This window comes from Geomesophilobacter sediminis, from assembly GCF_016458275.1.
Classification (GTDB): Bacteria; Desulfobacterota; Desulfuromonadia; order Geobacterales; family Geobacteraceae; genus Geomesophilobacter; species Geomesophilobacter sediminis.
On sequence record NZ_JAEMHM010000010.1, the window covers coordinates 121,953 to 143,344 of the forward strand.

The 21,392-nt window shown below is 63.8% G+C and carries 14 protein-coding genes; 2 read left to right on the forward strand and 12 right to left on the reverse strand.

Translation table 11 applies throughout. The annotated features are described in order from the left end of the window. Window positions 1-297: 297 nt before the first annotated feature. The 9 genes from JFN93_RS13415 to JFN93_RS13455 form a co-directional block, all read right to left on the reverse strand. A complete protein-coding gene (locus JFN93_RS13415; RefSeq protein ID WP_199384601.1) occupies window positions 298-1,692 on the reverse strand; it encodes a phospholipid carrier-dependent glycosyltransferase in 1,395 nt (464 codons plus the stop codon). Further along, a complete protein-coding gene (locus tag JFN93_RS13420) occupies window positions 1,689-2,438 on the reverse strand; it encodes a hypothetical protein (protein WP_199384602.1) in 750 nt (249 codons plus the stop codon). Before JFN93_RS13420 ends, JFN93_RS13415 begins: the two co-directional genes overlap by 4 nt. Then, complete coding sequence (locus JFN93_RS13425) at window positions 2,435-3,052, reverse strand: hypothetical protein (RefSeq protein ID WP_199384603.1); 618 nt, start codon at window positions 3,050-3,052, stop codon at window positions 2,435-2,437. Before JFN93_RS13425 ends, JFN93_RS13420 begins: the two co-directional genes overlap by 4 nt. After that, window positions 3,049-3,879: a cytochrome c biogenesis protein gene (locus JFN93_RS13430; protein ID WP_199384604.1), complete on the reverse strand. Its 831-nt coding sequence runs from the start codon at window positions 3,877-3,879 to the stop codon at window positions 3,049-3,051. Before JFN93_RS13430 ends, JFN93_RS13425 begins: the two co-directional genes overlap by 4 nt. Beyond that, on the reverse strand, window positions 3,879-5,177 hold the full coding sequence (locus tag JFN93_RS13435) for a cytochrome c biogenesis protein ResB (protein WP_199384605.1): 1,299 nt from the start codon (window positions 5,175-5,177) through the stop codon (window positions 3,879-3,881). Before JFN93_RS13435 ends, JFN93_RS13430 begins: the two co-directional genes overlap by 1 nt. Before the next feature lie 140 nt (window positions 5,178-5,317). Continuing rightward, complete coding sequence (locus JFN93_RS25795) at window positions 5,318-10,330, reverse strand: IPT/TIG domain-containing protein (RefSeq protein WP_199384606.1); 5,013 nt, start codon at window positions 10,328-10,330, stop codon at window positions 5,318-5,320. A gap of 80 nt (window positions 10,331-10,410) precedes the next feature. After that, window positions 10,411-14,214, reverse strand: a complete 3,804-nt coding sequence (locus JFN93_RS13445) for a CxxxxCH/CxxCH domain c-type cytochrome (RefSeq protein WP_199384607.1) — start codon at window positions 14,212-14,214, stop codon at window positions 10,411-10,413. Between the two features lie 635 nt (window positions 14,215-14,849). After that, on the reverse strand, window positions 14,850-16,277 hold the full coding sequence (locus JFN93_RS13450; protein ID WP_199384608.1) for a heavy metal sensor histidine kinase: 1,428 nt from the start codon (window positions 16,275-16,277) through the stop codon (window positions 14,850-14,852). Beyond that, complete coding sequence (locus JFN93_RS13455; protein WP_199384609.1) at window positions 16,243-16,929, reverse strand: heavy metal response regulator transcription factor; 687 nt, start codon at window positions 16,927-16,929, stop codon at window positions 16,243-16,245. Before JFN93_RS13455 ends, JFN93_RS13450 begins: the two co-directional genes overlap by 35 nt. A gap of 618 nt (window positions 16,930-17,547) precedes the next feature. On the opposite strand from JFN93_RS13455, the gene JFN93_RS13460 reads away from it, so the two are divergent. Further along, window positions 17,548-18,003: a response regulator gene (locus JFN93_RS13460; RefSeq protein ID WP_199384610.1), complete on the forward strand. Its 456-nt coding sequence runs from the start codon at window positions 17,548-17,550 to the stop codon at window positions 18,001-18,003. 258 nt (window positions 18,004-18,261) lie between these two features. On the opposite strand, the gene JFN93_RS13465 is transcribed toward JFN93_RS13460, so the two are convergent. Continuing rightward, window positions 18,262-18,930 (reverse strand): helix-turn-helix transcriptional regulator, encoded by a 669-nt coding sequence (locus JFN93_RS13465; protein ID WP_199384611.1) that lies wholly within the window; start codon window positions 18,928-18,930, stop codon window positions 18,262-18,264. Between the two features lie 135 nt (window positions 18,931-19,065). Between JFN93_RS13465 and JFN93_RS13470 the strand changes: the two genes are divergently transcribed. Beyond that, window positions 19,066-19,275 carry a Flp family type IVb pilin gene (locus JFN93_RS13470; RefSeq protein WP_199384612.1) on the forward strand — a complete coding sequence of 70 codons (210 nt, stop codon included), beginning with the start codon at window positions 19,066-19,068 and terminating at the stop codon, window positions 19,273-19,275. A gap of 153 nt (window positions 19,276-19,428) precedes the next feature. Here the strand turns inward: JFN93_RS13470 and JFN93_RS13475 are convergent, their stop codons facing one another. Together JFN93_RS13475 and JFN93_RS13480 are read right to left on the reverse strand one after the other, a co-directional pair. Beyond that, a complete protein-coding gene (locus tag JFN93_RS13475; RefSeq protein ID WP_199384613.1) occupies window positions 19,429-20,058 on the reverse strand; it encodes an outer membrane beta-barrel protein in 630 nt (209 codons plus the stop codon). Window positions 20,059-20,110: 52 nt separating this feature from the next. After that, window positions 20,111-21,376 carry an Ig-like domain-containing protein gene (locus JFN93_RS13480; protein ID WP_199384614.1) on the reverse strand — a complete coding sequence of 422 codons (1,266 nt, stop codon included), beginning with the start codon at window positions 21,374-21,376 and terminating at the stop codon, window positions 20,111-20,113. Window positions 21,377-21,392: the final 16 nt, after the last annotated feature.

A 21,392-nucleotide genomic window follows, 5' to 3' on the forward strand; every position in this document is an offset into this window, starting at 1 on the left:
ACAGATTGGACAGGTGCGGCAACGGCGGTAACCGGATCAGCGGCTGGAAACCGCTGTCGGAAAATTGTGCCGCATTTTCCGCGGCTGTCTAATGAAAATGTAAGGCTGGGGTTACTTAGTCAGGCTCATCGTTCATTCAATTGGCGTCCGGCAACCGATACCGCCCTCTCCCACCGGGAGAGGGCCGGGGTGAGGGGACGTGCTACGCAGAACCTTCCCTCACCCGGTGGGAGAGGGATCCTCCGAAGATTGACGCTGATCGGCTTGCGCACTGCTCACGGTTCATTGCGCGTCGATTCACCGTTCCCGGTACAGCTCCTTGCTCTCCCCCTGGCGGTTCAGGGCGTTTTGGAAGAGCTGGTCCCCCACCAGCGGCAGCCCGAATCCCTTCCCGATCGCGAGCGGGAAAAGGACCAGGGAGACCAGCGCCACGGCGGCGAGGTACCCGGGAACGAGGTAGCGTCGGGCCCCCGTGCTTGCGGCCGGCGCCAGCCGGTCCAGGGCGAAGGGGACCAGGATCGCTACGTAGGGGAGCACCACCACCCCGGTATTGAACCAGATCGGACGGTGCACCACGGCCATCGGCCCGTAGGAGAACAGCAGCAGCCCCACGAGGACCGTCAATCCCTCCGAACGCTCCCGCCGCGCCGCGCGCACCAGCAACAGGAAGGCGGGAATCACCGCCAGCCAGACCAGGGGGTTCGCCACCGCCATGAGCACGGTCAGGTCCTCGCGGAGGTTGGGCTCCCGCGCCGGGCCGGACTCCGGCAGGTGAAAGATGAAGTCCTCGTGGCTGATCCCCGGGACCAGGAACCACTGCCAGGCCTTGTGGTCGCCGTAGATGAGGTCCTTGTACCCGGTGTGAAGCTTGGTCTCCCGGTACATGCTCTGCTGCAGGGCGGGCCACTCCTCCAGCCGGTACCCGCGCTGAAACCAGGGATAGAAGGACGCCAGGTAGATGGTCACCGGAAGGATGCCCAGGGCGGCGCCGATGAAGAAAGCCCGCGCCGCGCCTGCCGCGCCCCCCTTCCAGGAGCGGAAGAGCCGGTAGCAGACCAGCCCCCCCATGACCGCCAGCTGGAAAAGCGCGCTCCACTTCGAGGCGAGCCCCAAGCCGAACATCGCTCCGGCAACCAGCAGCCAGGCGGGGCGCTCCCGGTCCAGGTACCGGTACACCGCCAGGATTCCCGCCAGGGGGAAGAAGGCGAGGTAGATGTCGTTGATCGCCTGGCGCGAGTACTCCACCGCCAGCGGTTCCACCGCCCAGATCAACGCGGCCGCCAGGGAGACCCGCAGGCTCCCGGCAAGCCGCCGCGCTACCGCGTAAATGAGCGGGGTGCAGAGGGTGCCGAGGACGAGGTTGAGGCCGATCGTCCCGACCACGCCGCTGCCGAACGCCTTCAGCATCCCGTAGGCCAGGATGTTGCGCAGCGCCGGGTGGTTCCACATGGTCGGTCCGAGCTGCCCGGACTCCATATAGTTCACCGCGGAAAGGAGCACCGCCTGTTCGTCGGCCGTGGGCAGCTGCGACCAGATGCCGTAGAGCCGGAAGACCAGGGCCACCAGCGTGATCCCCGCCACCAGCAGCCAGGTCCGTTCCCCCGCCCGTGAGCCGCCAACAGCGTGGGAGCGCCCTTCCGGGCGCGCTGCGCCGGCGCTGGTCCCGGAATGGTGCGAAAGCTCCACGCTCATCTCCCACCCCGCTCAAGCAGCCTGGCGAACTCATCCAGCGCCCCGCGCTCCCCTGCGGTCACCTCCGGGTTCCCGGTGTCGTCGCACAAAACCGCCGCGTCGGTCTTCACCCCGGCCCGTTTGAGCCGCGCCACCAGTTCCGCCGGGGTCGACTCCTTGAAGGCGGAGGCGGCGACGTAGAGGAGCACCGGCTCCCCCGGGGCAAACAGCCGCTCCCCGGTCACGAACCAGCGCGGAAAGCCCTGGTAGGTCAGGTAGATGGTCCCGTCGCCCAAGCGCACGTTCTTCGCGTTCTTAGCCTGCTCCCGCGCCTCCTGGAAGGCGGCCGGCCCCAGCACCGCGATCACCCGCCGGGCCACCCCCTGGAGCGCCGCGACGTACAGGAAGGTGCGCCGGTCCAGGAAGTTCTTCTCGACGTGGTCCGCGGTCCGGTACACCGAGAGCGGGTAGTTCCGCCGGGGATCGTCCTGGCCGAACTGGTTGGGATCGATCCGCTCCCACCCCGAGGCGACGTAGAGAACGGTCCTCCCGTGATACCCCCGCTCCCGCCAGAAGCGGTAGGCGGCTTCCGGCGTGGCGAGCCGGACGACGCTCGCCGGGGCGACACCTGCCGCGGCGGCGACACCGGATTTCCGGCAGGAGGCCCCGTAGCGGTCCAGGCCGACGCAGACGCCGGCAGCGACGAGGCAGATCAAGAGCCCCAGGCCGACCAGGCGCGCGTTGGAAACCGGGGCGGGATCGCTCACTGATTCACCTTGCGGTGACCGGGCGGCAGCGGGATCTCCGGCTTCGTACCCTCATGGGCCGGCTTGATCACCCGCGGGGCGGCCTTCTCCTCTTTGTCATTGGGGGCATAGGCGACCGAGTCGGTGATCACCCAGCGCGGTCCGGTCTTTTTCAGGGTGAAGGTCATCTCGTAGACAAAATCCTTCTCCTTGCCGGTTTCCTTGCCGGTCTTGATGTCGGTATAGGCGAAGTCCCAGAGCTCGCGGGTCCGCACCACGAAGGTATCCGGCTGCACCCGCTTCACGCTGGTGAAGTCGATCTTCTTCATCTCGGAGAGCATGCGGACCTGCCCCTCCCCGATCGCCGCCATGTGAAAGTACGCCTTCTCGGCCTGGTCCTGGGTGGCGACCTCGACCAGCCGGCTCATGTTGAGGATCCGGTATCCCTCGGCCACCAGCTGATCGTAGCGGATGACCACCTGGCGCACCTGCTCCTCGTCGGTCCCGGCGGGGGTGTAGGCCTGGTACTTCCCTGGCACCGCGGGGGGCGGAGCCGACAGCCGGTTCTCCTTTTTCGTGTCGTTGCACCCCGGCAAGAGCAGCAAAAGCAGAGCTGCGGCGGCAAACCTTCTCATTTGAAATACTCCGCGTGGATGGAGGATTCGAACAGGGGAGTCAAAAACAGCGATACCAGCGTGAGGGCGAAGCAGACCACGTAAAGCCAGGCGGCGCCGTCCCCTTTCCAGCCGAAGAAACGGCGCAGGTGCAGGTACATCCCGAAGACCCCCCAGGTTACCAGCGACCAGGTCTGGACCGGGTCCCAGTTCCAGAAGCTCCCCCAGGACTGGTAGGCCCAGATCGAGCCGGCGAGCATCCCGATGGCCCAGAAGGTGAAGCCGAAGCCGGCAAAGCGGTAGGCGTAGATGTCGATCCCGGCGAGATCGGGGAGCCGGCGGGACAGCCGCTGCAACCGGCCGCGCCGGATCAGGAGGTAGAAGGTGGAGAAGGCGAAGGCGATGATGATGGCGGAAAAGGCGATCTTGTAGAAGATGATGTGCAAAACCAGCCAGACGCTGCGGAAGGTCGGCGGGAGGGTCTTCATCTCCGGGTTCAGGAACAGGCCGAGCGCCACCAGGATGAAGGTCGCCGGCAGGACCGCGATCCCGACCCCTTTGAGTCGCGGGTAGGGGATGGTGAAAAGGAGAAAGGCGGCCAAAAGCACCCAGGCGTTGGAGGAGAGGACCTCGAAGCGGTCGATGTAGGGGCCGTGCCCCACCATCCGCCACCAGATCAGGATCCCGATCCCGTGCAGGATCAGTCCGGGTATCGCCAGCCGCAGCCCGATCCGGGAAAGCTTCTCCCGCTCGAAGAGCTGCCCGTAGATGAACAACACCGTCGCAACGACATAGACGACCACGGCACCCCAGTGGATGCCGGTAACCAGCGCAAACGAACCCTTCATCAAGCTTCCTTTTTCCGGCCGTCCCCGGCCAATGCCTCGAATTCCTCACGGTAAAGCGGCGCGAAGCGCCGTACGAAAAAACGGACCAGGGTCCGGTCCCGCTCCTCACGGACCAGGACCTCCCGCGGGATCAGGCAGTAGGAGCTCAAGACCCCAACCAGGATGATGGCGAAGCCGGCGAAGATCCCGGCTGTGCCGCGGCTGCCGTCCAGGAGGATCTCCCCCCACCACTGCACCGAGGTCAGCTTCACGCTCACCGGACCGAATTCCTTGCGCTCCCCCGGGTTGATCTCCGCCTCGCCCAAAAACCGCTTCCCCTTGATCAGACGCAGGGTCAAAAGCGGCGCGCGGGCCTCCATCGTCCCCTTTTCGCGGTCCGGGACGAACTTCCCCTTCACGATCAGGTCGGTACCCGGGACCGGGAGTTCGGCGTAACCGGGGCTTTTGCGGCTGGCCGGGTAATGGATCATCAGCTGCATCTTCCGGTAATCCCCCGGCAGGGCGATATCCAGATTGAAGGCGAGCCCGTACGGGTTTCCCTGGTAGACCAGGAACCTGCCGAAACTGGACTTGTCGGAAAGCCCCACCGCTACCCGCTGCGGGAGGTCGCCAGGGCGTTCCGTGAAGTAGAGTTCGGAGCTCAGGGACTGCAGCTTGTCGTTGCCGTAGAACCGGGGTTCGACCCGGGTCAGGGTCACCGACTCCGGCAGGCGCGGCTGCACCGGGAAAAGTCCCTGCTTTACCGCCACGTTATCCGGGGTGAGCCGGGTGACCTCGTCGCCGACCAGTCGGACCAGGACCCGGTGCTGGGTAACCACGTAGACCAGCGAGAAAAGAACGGCGATCACCAGCCCCAGGTGCAGGAGGAAGCCCCCCCAGTAGCCTAAACCGTGTTTGACGTAGCGCTGGACCGGTCCCGAGGTCGGGAACTCGTTGTAGCCGGCCTCGGCCAGCCGCGCCGGGAGCCCCGGCCCGTCGGCCACCTCACGCCACTCCCCGTCGGTGCCCGGTTCCCGCCGGGTGAGCGCCCGGACCGCGCCGAACTGCTCGATGGTGGAAAAAAGCAGCGACACGGCAAAGACCAGGACCAGGGCAGCAAACCACGGGGTGGTGACGACGTGGTCCAGCCCCAGCTGGCCCAGAAACCCGAGCGGCTCGGGAAGCGACGTCACCCAGGCGGGGATCTTGCCGTCGTCGCCGCGCTGCGGGATGAAGATGGCGATCAGAAGCGCCGCGGTGATCGCCAGAAACAGCGCGATGACCGTCGTGCGGGCGGTCAGGAATTTTACCGGCCTCATGGCTACCTCTCCGAAAGTGCCGATAAAATACCAGATTTGTCCGATTTGCGCCAGATAAAATGGGGTTTTGCGCCGGTGGCCAAGCTGAAAGAGCCGGGGGGTACCCGGCTCTTTCAGGTGTTGCTATGCAGGACCTGCGGTTACCAGGCTTCGCCGCCGGAGGCGCCGCCGCTGTGCTCGGAGCAGGAGCTGCCGAAGTTGCCGCTGTAGCTCGCCCCCTTGACGGTGACTCCCGTTTTACCCCACGCCTTGAAGAGCGGCGTGCTGGAGCTGGTCCCGGAAGCGCGGTAGCGGGCCGGGGCGTTGGTGGTCTGCAGCAGGCGGGAGATCTTTCCGCCGTGCGGCACGCGGATGTGGCAGTTGGCGCACTGGGCCGGGCCGGAGGTGTTGCTGTGCTGCTCCGGGAAGCTCGCGGCCACGCTGTGGAAGCTGTTGGTACCGCTGATGGTGTGGCAGTTGAGGCAGAAGAGGCCGTCGTTGGTGCCGCTTCCGGTGGTCAGGGTACCCACCGAGCGCAGGGTACCGCCGGTGCTGGTTCCGTTGTAGGACGCCAGGGTGTAGGGCCAGGCCTTGTTGGTACCGGTCAGCATCCACTTGATCGAGGAGCCGTGCGGACCTTTGCCGCCGGTGCTGGAGGTGGCGTGGCAGTCGGAGCAGGACATCACCTGGCTGCCGACGTTCTGCCAGGCGGCCTGCATCTTGGCGGTGGTCAGGGCCCGCGGGGCCGTGGAACCCACCTGGTTGTTCAAAGCCACCACCACCGGGTGCGCCGAGCCGTTGTTCGGGTTGAACTCGAGCGCGAGGTTGGTGAGGGCACCGGCGTTGGTGTAGCTTGCGTTGTTTACGTCCGGGGTGGTCCCGGTTCCGACGGCGGCGTGGCACTTGAAGCAGATCTGCCATTCGCCGGTGGCGCCGTTGGAGGGGATGCTCGCCGAGGCGGTAGCCCCGCCCCAGGAGGTGGTGCTCCAGGTCATGCTGCGGCCGGTGGAGTTGGAGAGGTTGCCGGCGATGACGCCCGAGGCGTAGGTCTGGGAACCGGAACGGAGCGAGTGCATGCTGTCAGTCGCGTTGTTCTCGTCACCGTGGCAGTCGAAGCACTTCGCGGTGACGTGCTTGTTGGTGAGGGCGAACTGGCCGCTGATGTCCTTGGTCGACTTGTTCGGGTCGGTCGAGGCGGCGTTGTGGCAGTTGAAGCAGTAGGCGTTCGGGTTGGTCACGTCGAAAGCGGAATCCTGCAGCATGTGGGTCCTGCCGGAGGCGTGGCCGTTGTACTTCGGATTGGTGGTGCTCCCGTCGGTCCCCTTGGAGTTGCCGTGGCAGTTGAAGCACTGCATGTACACCTGGTGCGCCCCGCCGGAGGCCGGCCAGTACTGGTTTACGTTGGTCGGAGCGGTGAAGTCGTTGCTGGCGGTAAACGGTGCCAGGGCGATGTTCCCGAGCCGGGTGGCGCCGTCGGCGTCGTGGCAGGAGAGGCAGACGCCGGCGGTGGCCGGAGCCGTCGCGGCGGTGCCGTCATAGACGACCTTGGCGCCGGTGTCGGCGTTGGCCAGGGCAACGCTCACCCCGTCGCTGTAGCTCCGGTGCGACGAGGAATCGTGGCAGACGGTGCAGGTCTTGGAGCTGATGTCGGCAAAGGTGCCGTGTCCGGACATGTTGGTGAAGAAGTCGCCGCCGTTGCCCACGATCTGGCGCCGGTAGCCGTTATTCCCCTGCGCGGTGGCGTGGCAGGTCTTGCAGGAGGGGATGAACCCTTCATTGTGGGCGTGGCAGGTGGTGCAGTCGACGGTGCCGTTGTGGTCAGCGCCGGCGTTGTTGAATTTGTGATGCGCGGTCCGGGCGTGGCAGGCCTCGCAGACGTTGGTCGAGGTGGCGTGCTGCCCGTCGTTGCCCATGGTGGTGGCCGGGTTGTTGTAGACGATGGTCACGCTGCTCGCGCCGTTGGAGCTCCAGTTTTCCAGGGACGGAGTCTGGATCGAGGTGGCCACGAGTTTTGCGTTGCTGGTCTGGTTGTTGTGGCAGGTGGAGCAGGTGAAGGCCCCGTACTTGCCGCCGTCGATCCCCCACCCCTGGGCCCACTTGGCGGAGAAGGTGTTCTGGCTGTTGTGGATCAGCGCGTTCGCCCGGGTCGGTTGGGTGAGGGCGACCTGCGGGTTGCCGATGACGCCGTCGGCGTCGCTGAAGTTGACCTGGAAGTAGTAGAGCTTGCCGGCACCGTCGGCGCCGCCGGCCAGGTTGTTGAAGTTGGCGGTGTAGACCCCGTTGGCCTTGGTGGCGGTCACCGTGCCGAGTTCGTAGCCGGAGGTGGCGCCGTAGGATACGGTGCAGCTGCCGTCGTTGTCACCGTCGCCGGAGTAGGCAATGACCATGGCGATCGAGGTGTCGGTGATTCTGGTGAAGGAGACGGCGCCGGCGATGGTCTTGCCGGTGAGGGCGATGGTAAAGGAGCCGCCGGTGATCTTGCCGCCGTCCGGGTTCACCAGGGTGACGGTCTGGGCGCCCAGGGCCGCGTTCGGATCGATGGTGACGTTGGCGGTCAGCTGGGTGGCGCTCACGTAGGTTGCCGAGTTCATGGTCACCCCGGTCCCGTTGAACTGGATGGTGACCCCCGGCTGGAGGTTGCCGCCGGTGATGGTTACGTCGGCGGTGTCCCCCTGGCGCAGGGTGGCCGGGGAAAGGCCGGTCAGGCTCGGACCGCCGTTGATGCTGAGGACTCCGGTCCCGGTGCCGGTGCTGGTTCCGACCGTGACGGTGATGTCGCGGTTGCCCAAGGTGGCGGCAGGATCGGCGGTCATGCTGATGGTTATGTGGTTGGCATCGACGATGGTCGGGGTGCCGAGGCTGATTCCGGTACCGGAAACCGCGACGCTGGCGCCGGCGGCAAAGCCCTGGCCGGTGATGGTGACGGTCTGCGTCGCCCCTTGGGCCAGGGCGGGCGCGGCGGAGAAGACCCCGACCGGGCTGACGGTGAAGACGCTGCTCACCGAGCGGGTGCCGCCGTCCGGGTTGGTGATGGTGACCGAACTCGCCCCGGCGGTGGCGTTGGAGGCGATGTTGATGTTTGCGGTCAGCTGGGTGGAGCTCTGGTAGGTGGTGCTGTTGACGGTGATGCCGGAATTGCTGAAGCTCGCCACCGCCCCGCTCTGGAAGTTGGTGCCGGTCAGGACGACGTTGAGGCCGCTGATCCCGGTGTAGCCGTTATTGGGCGCCGCGGTGAGGGTGCTCCCCGGACGCGAGGTGAAGGTGATGGTGGTCGTCGCGGTCTGGGTATCGGGGTTGGTGACGGTGAGGGTCGCGGTACCGGTTGCCGAAGTGCTGACGTTGACCGCGACGTTGAGGGTCGTGGCGTTGACGTAGGTAGTGGTGACCGAAGTCACGTAGCTGCCGGAGAAGCTGACCGTAGAACCGCTGACGAAGTTGGTGCCGGTGATGGTGAAGGTCTCGCCCGTCGCCCCCTGGCCCAGCGTTGTCTGGGTAAGGGAGGTGATGGTCGGCGTCACCGCCGGGTCCACCGCGGTGAAGAGGTTGCTGGCGCTCACCCCTACCCCGGCATCCGGGTTGGTAACCTGGATCTTCCTCCCCCCAAGCGTTGCGTTCGAGGCAACGGTGACGTTGGCGGTGAGGCTCGTGGAGCTCACGAAGGTGGTGGAGTTGACGGTGACTCCGGCGTCATTGAAATAGGCGACCGCCCCGGAGGCGAAGTTGGTACCGGTCACGGTGACGTTGCCGGTCCAGCCCAATTTTCCGTTTACCGGCGATGCTGCCGTCACCGTCGGCGCCGCGGTTACCGTGAACCCGCTGAGCTTGGTGCCTGCCGAGGTGTCCGGATTGGTGATGGTTACGTCGCGAACCCCGGTCGCTGCCGAACTTGCCACCGTCACGTTCGCGGTGATGGTAGTGGCGTTGACGACGTTGGTGCTGCTTACCGTGACCCCGGTGCCGCTGAAAGAAACCGTTGCTCCGCTCTGGTAGTTGGAGCCGGTAATGGTGATGGTCTGGGTCCCCCCCTGTCCGCCGGTGGCGGGGCTGATGGTGCTGATGGTCGGCCCGTTGGGGTTGATGACCGAGAAGAGGTTCGCCCCGGTCGCCACGCCGTTGGCGCCGGTGACGGTGACGGTGCGGTAGCCGTAGGCGGCGGCCGCATCGATGCTGATGTTGGCGGTCGCCTGGGTGGCGCTCACGTAGGTGATGTTGTTGACCGTGATCCCGGCCCCGAAGTTGGCGGTGAGGGTGCCCGAGGAGAGGTTGGTCCCGGTCAGATTGACGCTAAGGTTGCTGGTCCCGGGCGCCGCGCTGGCCGGTGCCGCTGCCGTCAGGGTCGGAGCGGACTTGAGGCTCATCGCCGACATCGAGCGCAGGGCGGTGTTGCTGCTGTTGACCGTGTGCTGGGAAGTCGTGGTGCCTGCGGTCGAATCCGAACCGATCGTGGTGCTCACGGCGTACTGGCTCCCCGAGCTGTTGGAGCCGGAGGCGGTGAAGGTGGAAGCCCAGTTGGTGGCCCAGGTGCCGACGGTCCGCGCGGTGGTGCTGCCGGTCCTGGTGAGGTTCACCACTTCGACCGCCTGGTCCCCGCTGCCGATGGTGAGCGCGGTGGCAAACGGGCCGATGGCCGAGGACGACGTTGCGCCGCCGTTGTAGTTCTGCGAGTTGGTAATCGGAGAGGCGGACTGGTCCACGCCGGTATAGACCGCCGCCATCACGTGGTTGTAGGCGGAGGTGCCGCCGGTGACGGTGGCGATCAGCGTGGTACCGGTCGCCGCGGCGATGTTGGCGTCGTTGAGATAGAAGAGATAGGTGTGCTGCTGCGCGCTGGTCGTCCCGTCGCCGACGGCCTGGGTCAAGGACTTGCCGCCGTAGGTGACCGTGCAGGTCTGGGTTGCGGCGGCGGTGATGGTCGAAGAAACGGCAACCACCAGCATCCGGTTGCTGTTTGCCGCCGGGGTGATGGCGTAGGTGTACCCGCCGGCGACCGGGAACGACGTCCCGCCGTAGACGGTCGACCACCCCTGGGTGGCGACCGGCGTCGCGTCACCCTGTCCGGGGTGGTAGAGCCCCTGGTACATGAAGATGCTGGTCAGCAGGGTACAGACCAGAATCAGGGTGACTTTGGCCTGCCACCCCATCCCCTTGATTTTGCTTCTGATTGCTTTTCCCATAATTCTCTGCCCTCTTGTATGTCAGCGGTGAATTTTGATCGTATCGGGTGGCCGGCCGGGGTTACCCGGCCGGCTCCATCCTACAGGGTCGAGTGGCAATCCACGCAGGTGAGCTTGGCGTTCCAGTTCGGGCTCTTGCCGTTGTGGCAGGCGACGTTGGAACAGTTCTTCCCGGTGGCATCGAAGCTCGCCGAGCTGAGCGGCTGCTTGCTGAAGTCGTAGGAGCCCGCCCCGGCCTTGTAGGTGGTCCGGGTCCAGATCGAGGAGTACTGCCCGAAGCTGAGCGGCCGGACCTGCGCCTTGCTCACCATGTTGATCCCCTTGAAGGCGACTTCCAGGGTCCCGTTCAGGTGGTGGGTCTTGTCGACGGTCGGGGTTCCTTTGGGTCCGGTCGCGGGGTTGCCGGCTACGTGGCAGGAACCGCAGGTGGCATTGTTGTCGTTGTTGAAGTTGGTCACCGTGACACTGTGGCAGAGGTCGCAGTTGATCGTGGTCGACTGGGTCTCGTCGCCGTGGCCCAGGATCAGGTTACCGCTGGCGTCGGTGATCTGGTTGTAGTGGATCCCGACCGCGTGGGCGGCGTGGGCACCGGTTGCCGGGGCGTTGCCGTGGCACATGGCGCACCTGTCACCGGTGTAGGCGGCGGCGTTGTACCAGTCGGGGGAGGTGGCGTAGGCGAGCGGGCCGCCGACCCGGCCGTTGGAGTGGCAGTAGGCGGCGGAGCAGGTGACGCTCACCCCGGAGGTCCCGGCGATGCCGGAGCCGCTCTGGCCGACACCGGAGATGATCGCGGTCGGGGAGTTCTTGGCGCGCAACGATCCGGCCGCCGGATCGGCTACCAGGGTCACGTCCACTTTCCCGTTTTGGTGGCTGGCCGGATCGGTCGGGTGGCAGTTGGCGCAGCCGAACTGGTAGGCGGCCGCGGTCGAGTTGTTGGAGGTGTAGCCGTAGAAGCCGACCGAGTCGAGCAGGCTGCCGATGTGGGCCTGGTGCGCCCCGGTGAGGTTCGGGTGGCACGACTTGCAGGTGAGCTTGGCGCCCCAGACCACGTCCCCGTAGTGTCCCATCCCGTCCGAGTGGCAGGAAACGTTGGAACAGGTCTTGGTAACCGATGCGTAGCTTCCGATCGGCTCGTAGGCGAAGACGACATCCTTCACGCCGTTGGCGTGCTTTTGGGTGCCCGGGATCAACGCGGTGTTGCTGGCCGCCGTGGCGCTGTGGCAGGTCACGCAGCCGATCGACTTGGTGACGATGTGCGTCGTGTGGCTCCCCGAGGTGTTGGCGTGGCAGCTCGTGCAGCTTGCGCCACCCTTGGCGTAGTCGGTGACGCTGTCGACGGTGGCCTGGTCGATGAGCCCCTGGTTGAAAAGATCGGTGACCGCGTCGTTGATCTGGCCGGTGACCGAACCGTTATGGTAGACGGCGTCGATGGAATCCACCAAAAGCTTTCTCGCGTAAGCGCCGTTGTGGGCGTAGGCGCCCGGCTCGGCGAGGAGCAGCTTGTAGTTGAAGGCGGCACCCATGTTGTTCGCGCCGGCCTGTCCGCTCCCCCAGTTGGTGTTGGCGAAATAGGGGTAGTTATCGGTGTAGGCGTACCCTTTCTGTCCGAGCACGAGCTTCAGGATGTTGAGGGTGTTGGCGTAGCCGGTCTTGCTCCCGTTCAGGAATCCGGTGGTCAGGGTGGCGCCGTGGCAGTTGCCGCAGACCGCGCTCGTCGGTACCGAGGTGACGGTTCCGTTGGCATCCTTGGCAACCGCCTGGTAGTAGTGGTTCTTCACGCCGTTTTCAACCGGCATGTGGCAGGCGACGCACTGACCGTCGTTGCCGGTGTTGTTGAAGTTCGCCATCCCGATGGTCCGGTGGCTGTTGGTCGAGTAGAAGGAGTAGGTCTGGCCGAAGCTGTAACCGGTTTTCCCGTTGAGGGTCCCCCCGGCGGAAAGATAGTGCGGCGCGAGGTACGCCAGGTTGGTGAAGTCGGCGCTGCCGACCTTCGCCTGGATGCCGTTGCCGGTGTTGCGCCCGCTGTGGCAGTCAAAGCAGAGGTTCGAGGCACCCGCTTCCCGGTTGGTCCAGGCAAGGTCGCTGTAGGGACTCACCGGCTGCACCACGCGGGCGGTGCCGTTACTGATGTCGCTGTGGCAGGCGCGGCAAGTGATGACTTCCTTGGTCTTGTCGGAAGCGTCGCCCCATGCGGCAGTCACCTTACCGGTGGAGTAGGCAACGAAACCGGTAGTCGTGTGGCATTGGACGCAGCCGCTTCTGGTCTTGAAGTCGTACTCGGTGAAGGGAGCGTCGGTGACCGCGGCATGTGCCGAGGAATACCACTGGTGGCGGACCGTCTGGTTGGTGGTTCCGGAACGGTGGCAGTCGGCGCAGCTGGCACGCGAAGTGACGTACGAAGCCGGGTACTTGGCGCCGGTCATGTTGTTGTAGTGCACCGACGGCATCGCGGTCCCCGCGGCCGAGAGGTTGTGCGGATTGTGGCAGGTGGTGCAGGCGGTGGTGCCGATGTCCAGGAGGTGGTTGGGAACGGAGCCGCCGTTGTCGTAGTGGCAGCCTCCGCAGACCGAGGCAGCGACGGCCGGGTTATGCGGACCGCTCACGTGGCACGAGGCGCAGGCCACACCGTTTGCCTTGTGGGCCGAGGTGGCGTAGCCGGCCGGAATCGTGGCGCTGTGGCAGTTCACGCAGAAGTTGGCTCCGCTGGCGTTATAGGTGAAGGTGGTAGCACTGACGCTTGCCGGAGTAACCGATCCGGGGTGTCCCCCGGTGCCGGCCCCGGCATGGCATCCGGCGCAGGTGACGCTGGAAGCCTTGTGGGCGGAGGCGGACCAGTTGCTGAAGAGCTGGGTCCCGCCGATCCCGTTGGCGGTATGGCAGAACTGGCACTGGTTCTTCGCCGCACTGATCCCGGAAGCGACGACGTTCACCGTCGCCAGGCTCACCATGGCGGGGTTGTTGTCCGATTTGACCTGCACGGTGAACTTGTACTGTCCCGGAACCGACGGCGCGACGAAGGAGGGGGCGGCGCTGGTAGCGCCGCTCAGGGTGAGCGCGGGTCCCGGAGTGACGACGGTCTGGATCTTCCCGTTCACCGTCTGGTACGAGACCGTGTTGGCCGGGCCGGAAACGTAGGTCCAGCTGTAGCTCACCCCGGTCATGTTGGTCGTGGAGACATTGAGGCTGACCGGTGCGCCGACGATCGCGTTCTGGGGCATTACCTGGTTGATGAAAGGAGTATTGTTTACCGCCGTCGCCTGCAGGTCGATGTCCTGCGAGAAGACATAGCCGGCCGGAAAGGTTACCTTGACCGCCTTTCCCGCCCCGGGGGCGAGGTTGGTGTGGGTGATCGTCGGGTCGTTGGGAAGCCCGGGAATCCCGGTGATCTGGTACCCGCTGGTCGGCGTGTAGGTGAAAGTGATCGGGGAGGAGAGTTTGTACCCTACCGTGACCCCGCCCACCGAAGAAGGAGTAACGTGGTAGCCGACCACGCTGGAAGCGCAATTCCCGCTTTGGTCAATGGGGCAGATTTTGAGGGCGGACGCGATGAAGGATGCGGTTACCGTCTGGTCGGTGCCTCCGGTGAGGTAAATGGTCGGCCAGGATGAAACGGTGCCTTCCTCGGCCGGGCTCAGCAGCGGAGTGGAGTTCACCACGATGTTGCGGATCTTGTAGCCGCCATCCGGCACGACCGAGACCGCGAACTGGCCCGAAGAGGTGTACGAGCGGTAGATGGCGCCATCTCCGACCCGCTGACCGGACTTGTTGGCCGAGGTCATGGAGCCCCCGCCACTGCGGACCTGGGTCTGGAAAAACCAGGAATCGGCATTGGCCTGGACCGGCAACAGGCAGCCCAGCATGATGACAAGAATCTTCCTCAACATAATTCCCCCTAAAAAATTTCCTTTGAATCGGACCGAAAAATCGCTCAATGCATCGATATCGTGTTGCCGGCTCAGCGGCAGCTGTTTCGTCGTATCACCGGATGGCGCCGCCGGTTTCCCGGTGGTGGCCTCCGTGGCGGAGGCAGGTGGTCGCCCAGGTAAGGCAAAATTTGTGCCGCCTGCACGACGTGCGCAGGGGGGATCTTCGCCGCGAAATGGCCCGGAAACGCCCCGGGCGGTCGGAAAAGCGCCCCCCCTACCGGTGGGGTCGGCACCGGCAGCCGAACGTTTCGTCAGGCCCCTCCCTACAAAAACTTCCTGTCATGTCGAATTGTTAACCGAGTTAACGATGGGCGGGACCTATGGGATGTATCGGTCCTAAAGATGGAGTGAGGAAAGCGCGGCCACCGCTGCTGAGCAGCGAAAAAAAGATGGCGGTGGTGAAAGAACCGACCGCCGCGAAACCTGCGCGGTCGTATCGGTAACCGTCCGGTAAAACCGATCTAAGTCATTTCCAACGCAAATATTACCGAAAAGGTGAGGTGGGCCGGGAGCCGGAAAAGGAGGAGACGCGATTTGCCGTAACGCTGGCAACGGAAAGGCACGGCAAAGGTAACGAATTGGCAAGCGAGGGATTATAGCCTGGGGTTTACCTGCTGGGGGAAAGAGAGGGTGACGGTGGTACCGCGCCCGTAGATGCTTTCGATGGCGATGTCGCCGCCGTGGAGGTTCATGATCGCCTTTACGATGGCCAGGCCGAGCCCGGAGCCGTGCGGCTTGTTGACCTCGTCGGGACGGTAGAAACGGTCGAAGATCCGCGGGAGGTGCTGAGGAGGGATGCCGGTGCCGGTGTCCTTGACGGCGATGTTCACCGTCCCGTTGGGCAAAACCCAGGTTCCGACCGTGATGCTCCCGCCGGAACCGGTATACGCGAGGGCGTTGCGTAAAAGGTTGCTGAGTGCGCTGCGGAAAAGATCGGGATCGGCGTGTACCGTCGCCATGCCCCGGACCGCCAGGTCGACCCCCGCCTCCCCCGCCTCCTCGGCATAGTAGTCGAAGAGGTTTTCCAGCTCCTCGGTTACGTCCAAAGGCTGCAGGATCAGGTCGTACTGCTGGATGTCGGCCCGCGCCAGAAACAGCATCCGGTCGATGAGCCGGGACAGCCGGCCGCACTCCTCCAGGCTCGAGGCGATCACCGCCCGGTAATCGTCGGCCTGGCGCTCCTTGGAAAGGGCGATCTCGGCAGTGATCATCAGCGTGTTGATCGGGGTGCGCAGCTCGTGGGCCAAATTGGACGAGTAGTGGGAGAGCTTGTCGAAGGACTCTTCCAGCCGCGCCATCATCGAATTGAAGGAGTGGGCGAGGGAGACCAGCTCGGTGGGGAGGGGCGCATCGTCGATGCGGGTGTCCAACTGGCGCTTGGTGATGCTGCGCGCGGTGCGGGAGATGTCCTCGAGCGGCTGCAGTCCCAGGCGGACCACGAAATAGGCGCAGGCGAAGGCGAAGATGGTCCCGGAACCGACGAAGAAGAAGAGCGCGTAGCGGAGCTGGGTCCCGAACATCTGCTCTTCGCGGGCGCTCAGCGCGACCTGGAGGGTGCCTCCCCGGCCGGAAAGCGGGTTTTCCGGCGCCGGCACGCTGGCTAAAAGGTAGTAATCCCCCGCCTCGTTGCGCCAAGGCATCCCCTTGACCAGCGAGGCCTTGGTTGTGAAGACCCCGACGGGAAGCACCCGGCTCATCCCCGGGCTTTCCCGCACCACGGTCCCCTGGGCGTCGATGATGCGCAAAAACGGCCGCATCGTGTCGGGCTCGAAGATCTGGGTGTTGAGCTCCTGGTCGATCAGCTCCCGGCCGTCCGGCTGGCGCAGCATCGCCTGAACCCCGGCCACCTCGTCCATCAGTTCGGCGACGTCGTGCTTGCGCTGCTGGCTCACCCGGCGCAGGTAGAAAAGCGACCCGAAGAGCGCGTAGCTTATGAAGACGGCGGCAATGTGCAGAAGGGCCAGACGCCTGGCGATCGACCAGCGTCTACTCCCCCGCCAGCTCCCGGTCTTCCAGAACATAGCCTACTCCCCGAACCGTGTGGATCAGCTTCTTTTCGTGGGGGCCGTCCACCTTGGCCCGCAGGTTCCCGATCTTCACGTCCACGATCTTCATGTTGCTGTCGAAGCCCAGGTTCCAGATCCGCTCCGCGATGCGGGCCCGGGAGAGGACCTCCCCCTGGCGCCGGATCATGAGGGACAAAAGCGAGAACTCCTTGGGGGTCAGATCGAGGTGCTTGCCGGCGCGGGTGGCGCGGTGGGCGAAGAAGTTGACCACGAGGTCGGCGACCCTGAGCTCGTCGTGCTGCAACGCCTGACCGCGGCGCAAGAGCGCCTGGATCCTCGCGATCAGCTCGGCGAAGGAGAACGGCTTCACCAGGTAATCGTCGGCGCCGCTGCGCAGCCCGGTCACCCGGTCGGTCACCGAATCGCGGGCGGTAAGGACGATGACCGGGGTGGCCACCCCCGCGGCGCGGATCCTTTTCAGCACCTCGAACCCGTCGATGCCGGGCAGCATGAGGTCGAGAATGATGAGGTCGTACTCCTTTTTGAGCGCAAGGGCAACGGCGTCCAGGCCGTTGCTGCAGACATCGGAAACGACGCTCACCTCGGAGAGCCCTTTTTGGAGCTGGGCCGCGGCCCGCTCTTCGTCCTCAACCACCAGAAAATACATCCAAACCTCCTGACCTTGGCACCACCGCCCCGCCAAACCCTGTCGCGATAGTAGCAGCAGAGCAACGAATTGTGCAACTTACTTAGCCGTAAGTTGGCGCTTACGCGGCATCCGCCAGAGCAAACCGGCGTTTTGACTGGTTCTGGCCAACCCACGTGGCAGAGCGGACGGCACTTTAATGAGAATGATGAGCTTCCCAGCAAAAAGCGGGCCATTGTCATCGGGTATTCCCCACAGGCATGGTCCTCCCGGAAGCCCGAGCCGCCCTAAGTTCTTCTCCGGCTCTGGCCCGTCGGCGGAGGCCGGAAGTTTGCCCCTGCATGCCGCAGTGAGGCCGACCCGGATTCTCCTTAAGAGGAGCGCCTCGGCTGATATTGGCGTCCTCACCAAAGGCGACACTCACTTTAGCGGCCCGGCAACCATCTAGTTTATGCTTACTCCTCTGCTCGAAAAGGCCCGACACTCTGCGGAGGAAATGCGTAACAAGAAGAAGGTAATCCTCCTGAACGGTTCTCGGCAATTCCTGAACCAGTGATACTACTTTTCTCGATTTGACAATTTTAACGAAAACCGTCATAACATCTCCTGACAGAATCCACTCAGAAACGAGGCAATAACATGCGAAACGATGTCCTCGTAGTTGTCGCAAACGATGCCGATGATGAGGCTCTTTTTCTCAAGACAGTGAAGAGCATCGTTCCTTTTCCGGTAGTATTCGCCCATGACGGGGCCGAAGCACTCGACCTGCTGCTCGGAACCGGCGCATACGCGGGAAGGGAGTTCGTCTCCCCACTGATGGTGTTGCTGGACCTGAACGTCCCGAGAGTCTGCGGACTCGATGTGCTTCGCCGGTTGAAAAGTGATCGCCGCACCAAGGAAATACCGGTCGTCGTTTGGACCGCTCTGAACAATGAGAGCGTCATCGACGAGAGCTACCACCTCGGTGCCAACAGCTTCGTAACCAAAGACATCAACCGGGAAACGAATCTGGACAAGCTGAAAATGACCCTGGAATACTGGATGAAGATCAACCTCCTCCCCCCGGCGGGCCTGCGTCGCGCCGCTTTCAGCTGAACCAGCCGGCCATCCGGAGAAAGCCGACGGCGTTTCCCCGGTCCCTCCCCCCATCGGCACGCGTTCCGTTGACTCCCCTGGCGTAACCTCCGAGCCCGAGCCCAAAGCGGCACCCGGTAAAGGAGCTGCCCCCCTCAGCCAAACGGGCGGGGGCAGGTATCCCTCCTGCACCATGCTTTTCTTGCCTGGATTCATCCCCTCCCCGAAAGTCAACCGAGGTTTTGGATGAGTCGCGCGCCTGCCGCGCCGTGGTCTGCTTCAGGAATGGGAGAAAAGGTGCCGGGAAGCCCAAAGCGATGCTTCCAGCCGCGTCGACAGGTGCAGCTTCTTGAAGATCCGATGCAGGTGCGTGCGCACCGTCTCGGGGCTGATGAACAAGTGCTTGGCAATTCCTTTGTTGGAGCACCCCTCCGAGAGCAGATACAGGATCTCGGCTTCGCGCTTGGTCAGCCCGTTGGGAAACTGGGGAAGGGTCCGGTGTGGCATCAGGCCTCGGCTGCAATCGATGAGGCTTTCCGCCAGCGTCTTGCGCGATGCCCAAAGCTCCCCGTGGAAAATCGCCGAGATCCCCTTGATCAGCACCTCCGGGGTGTCGTCCTCGTAAAAAATCCCCTTGATCCCGTACCTGATGGCGCTGCGCTCCACGTCGCTGCTCCGTTCCAGGTTGAACAGGGCGACCGCCCAGTCGACCGGCATCCGCTCCAGTTCCGCGGCAAGCGCGGCCTCGAAGACCTTTCCCTGCAAGGAAACGGCATCGTGGAGCACGAAGATCCCGTTCGGCTCCTCCTTCTCGACCTGCTCGGCCAATTCCACTTTTTCAATCGGAATGCAGTGCCAATCGGTGTGGTCTTCGATGTAGGAAGCCAGCACCGCGTTCTGGAGCATTTTCGGGCCGATGATCAGGATATGGTGGTGAAAATCTCTCATAGCTTCCACCTCGAAAGGAGCACACCATTCTCGCACTCATTTTAAACTGAGAATACAACAACTGTCGTATATGCAATAACAGTTCGGGTGCTATTCTATTGCAGGCTTAACTATAAATCATTCAGGAGGTTACCCATGAAACTCGTAATCGGTACGTATCTCAGGATGCAGGAAGCCAGGGAAAAGATGAAGTCCATGCTGAAAGAAGAGAAAGGGGCGACGATGGTTGAGTATGCTCTGATGGTTGCACTGATCGCGGTAATCGCGATGGCCGGAGCCAAGCTTCTGGGCCAGGACATAAACTCTCAATTCAACACGGTCGCCGGCAAGGTCGCATCTCCCTAGAAAGACTCAAACCATCAGGTGCACGCAGCCCAAGGGGCGCAACAACAAGAGGAAAGGATCACCTTTCCTCTTGTTCGTTTTTCGGCTCTTTGGTGCCGGTGCAGATGGCCTGTTTGCCTAAGCAACTGCCGCGACAAGATGCGGAAGAAACCGCTAGAACTTGTTGGTGTCCCGGAAGACGTGAGCCGGCAGCATCAGGCGGAACCCCAGGGTCCCCACAAAGGCCATCGGGCGGTAGGTACCTACCTTGCCGTTGGGCCCGGTAACGTCCCCGTCAAAAGGAAAAATCCCCCGGGCTTCGCCGGTGAATGCAATTCCGGGAGTGAGGAAGTAGTCGAATCCCAGGTTGACGTGCCCCCCTTCGGTCCATTCCAGGTCGTAATCCGCACCCGAGACGTGCTTCAGCTCGCCGGTGATGAAGTCCACGCCGCCTCCGACGTAAGGAACCAAATGCTCTGCCGGCAGGAAGCGGTACTGCACCCCGAGCGAGACGTCAGTGAGCCTGGCCTCGTATGCCTTGGCACCGCTGATCTCCACATCCAGTCCCGGTACGTGGGTCACGTCGATCTCGCCGGCGAAATTGCGGCCCAGGCCGAAGATGATTCCCCCGCCGGCGGCGACGCCGGGATTGGAATGGGTGGTGCTGCTGACGAAGTCGTCTTTCAACGGGACCAAAGCCCCGGCCTTTGCGGTGATGCCGAGCCTGCCATCCAGGCTCTCGGCCGTCGCGGGTTTCGCTGCAGCAAGCAGGACCAGAAGAAGCAGTAACGACTGGCGGCGCATATTCCCTCCTCATGGCATCATTTCGGGACGAATGGTCGGTTGCGAGAGGTAACTACTGCTTGTTGTTGGTGATCATGGCGACATAGCCGCCGTAGCTGAAGAGGTCGGTCGCGATTTGCGCATACGGGTCCGGCGTCGTGGCGCTGTACACCACCGAGCAGCTGTCGCTGGCACCGATGGGGGGGGTACTCATCATGATTTCCGCGCTGAAGATGCCGAGACCGGTATCGTCGGTGAAGACCGTCTGGGTCGTTCCTCCCGGAACCCCCAGGGATACGGCACAGTCGTTGCCCATGACACCCACGACTTGCAGGGTCACCGGCACATGGGTCCGCTTTACCCCGTTTTTATCGAGCACATCCACGGTCACCAGTTGCAGGATCCCATAGTGGGGCATGAGAACGGGATCGACCGCGGTCAGTTGAATCTGGAGCGGATTCATGCTTCCGTCCGGATCGCTTGCCTCTTTCGTGGTGATGAATTCTACGTAGTTGCCCGTGCTGCGCACTACCGTGAACATGCTGATGCCGCTCACGTTTTGGCCGTTGATGGTGGTCGATGCCTTGAGAATGACGCCCTTGTTCGCCGTGGTGCTGTTGGCGGTGAGGATCGAGATCGCCTTTCCATCCGAGGCAGTGGTGACCACCGGCACCGGAATGGTTACCGACGGGGTATCGGCTGCCGTCGGGAGGACCTCCTCGAACTGCACCGGCTGGCCCGCAACCGGATTGCCGCTGCTGTCGGTAAGGGTGGCGGTGGCGATGACGGTGCCGTTGGCTCCAACCGTCGTCCCGCCGGTGCTGCCGACGGCATTCAAGGACATGGAGTAGTTTAAAAGCGTCCCGTTGATGGTGAAGATCCGGACCGAGTTGACGTCCTGGCCATCAATCGAAGTGGACGCTCTCAGGATGACGTCCTTTCGGACCGTGGTGCTGTTGGCGGTGAGGAGGGCGATGGCCTTTCCTTCGGATGTGGTGGTGACTACCGGGGACGGAATCGTTACCGATGGAGAGTCGGCAGGATTTAGGAGGACCTCCTGGAACTGCACCGGCTGGCCCGCCACCGGATTGCCATTGCTGTCGGTGAGGGTGGCGGTGGCGATGACGGTGCCGTTGGAACCTACGGTCGTCCCCCCGGTGCTGCCGGCGGCGCTCAGCGACATGGCGTAGTTGAGGACGGTCCCGTTGCCGGTGCTTACCGGCTGATTTTGGGCGAAAGGGTCACTCACCCCCCCCGGGTCGCCGCCCGAGCCGCCACAACCGCCTACCGGCAACAGCGCGAGCATCAAAGTGATGACCAACCGATATCTCGATGCCATCTTGACTCCCTCCTTT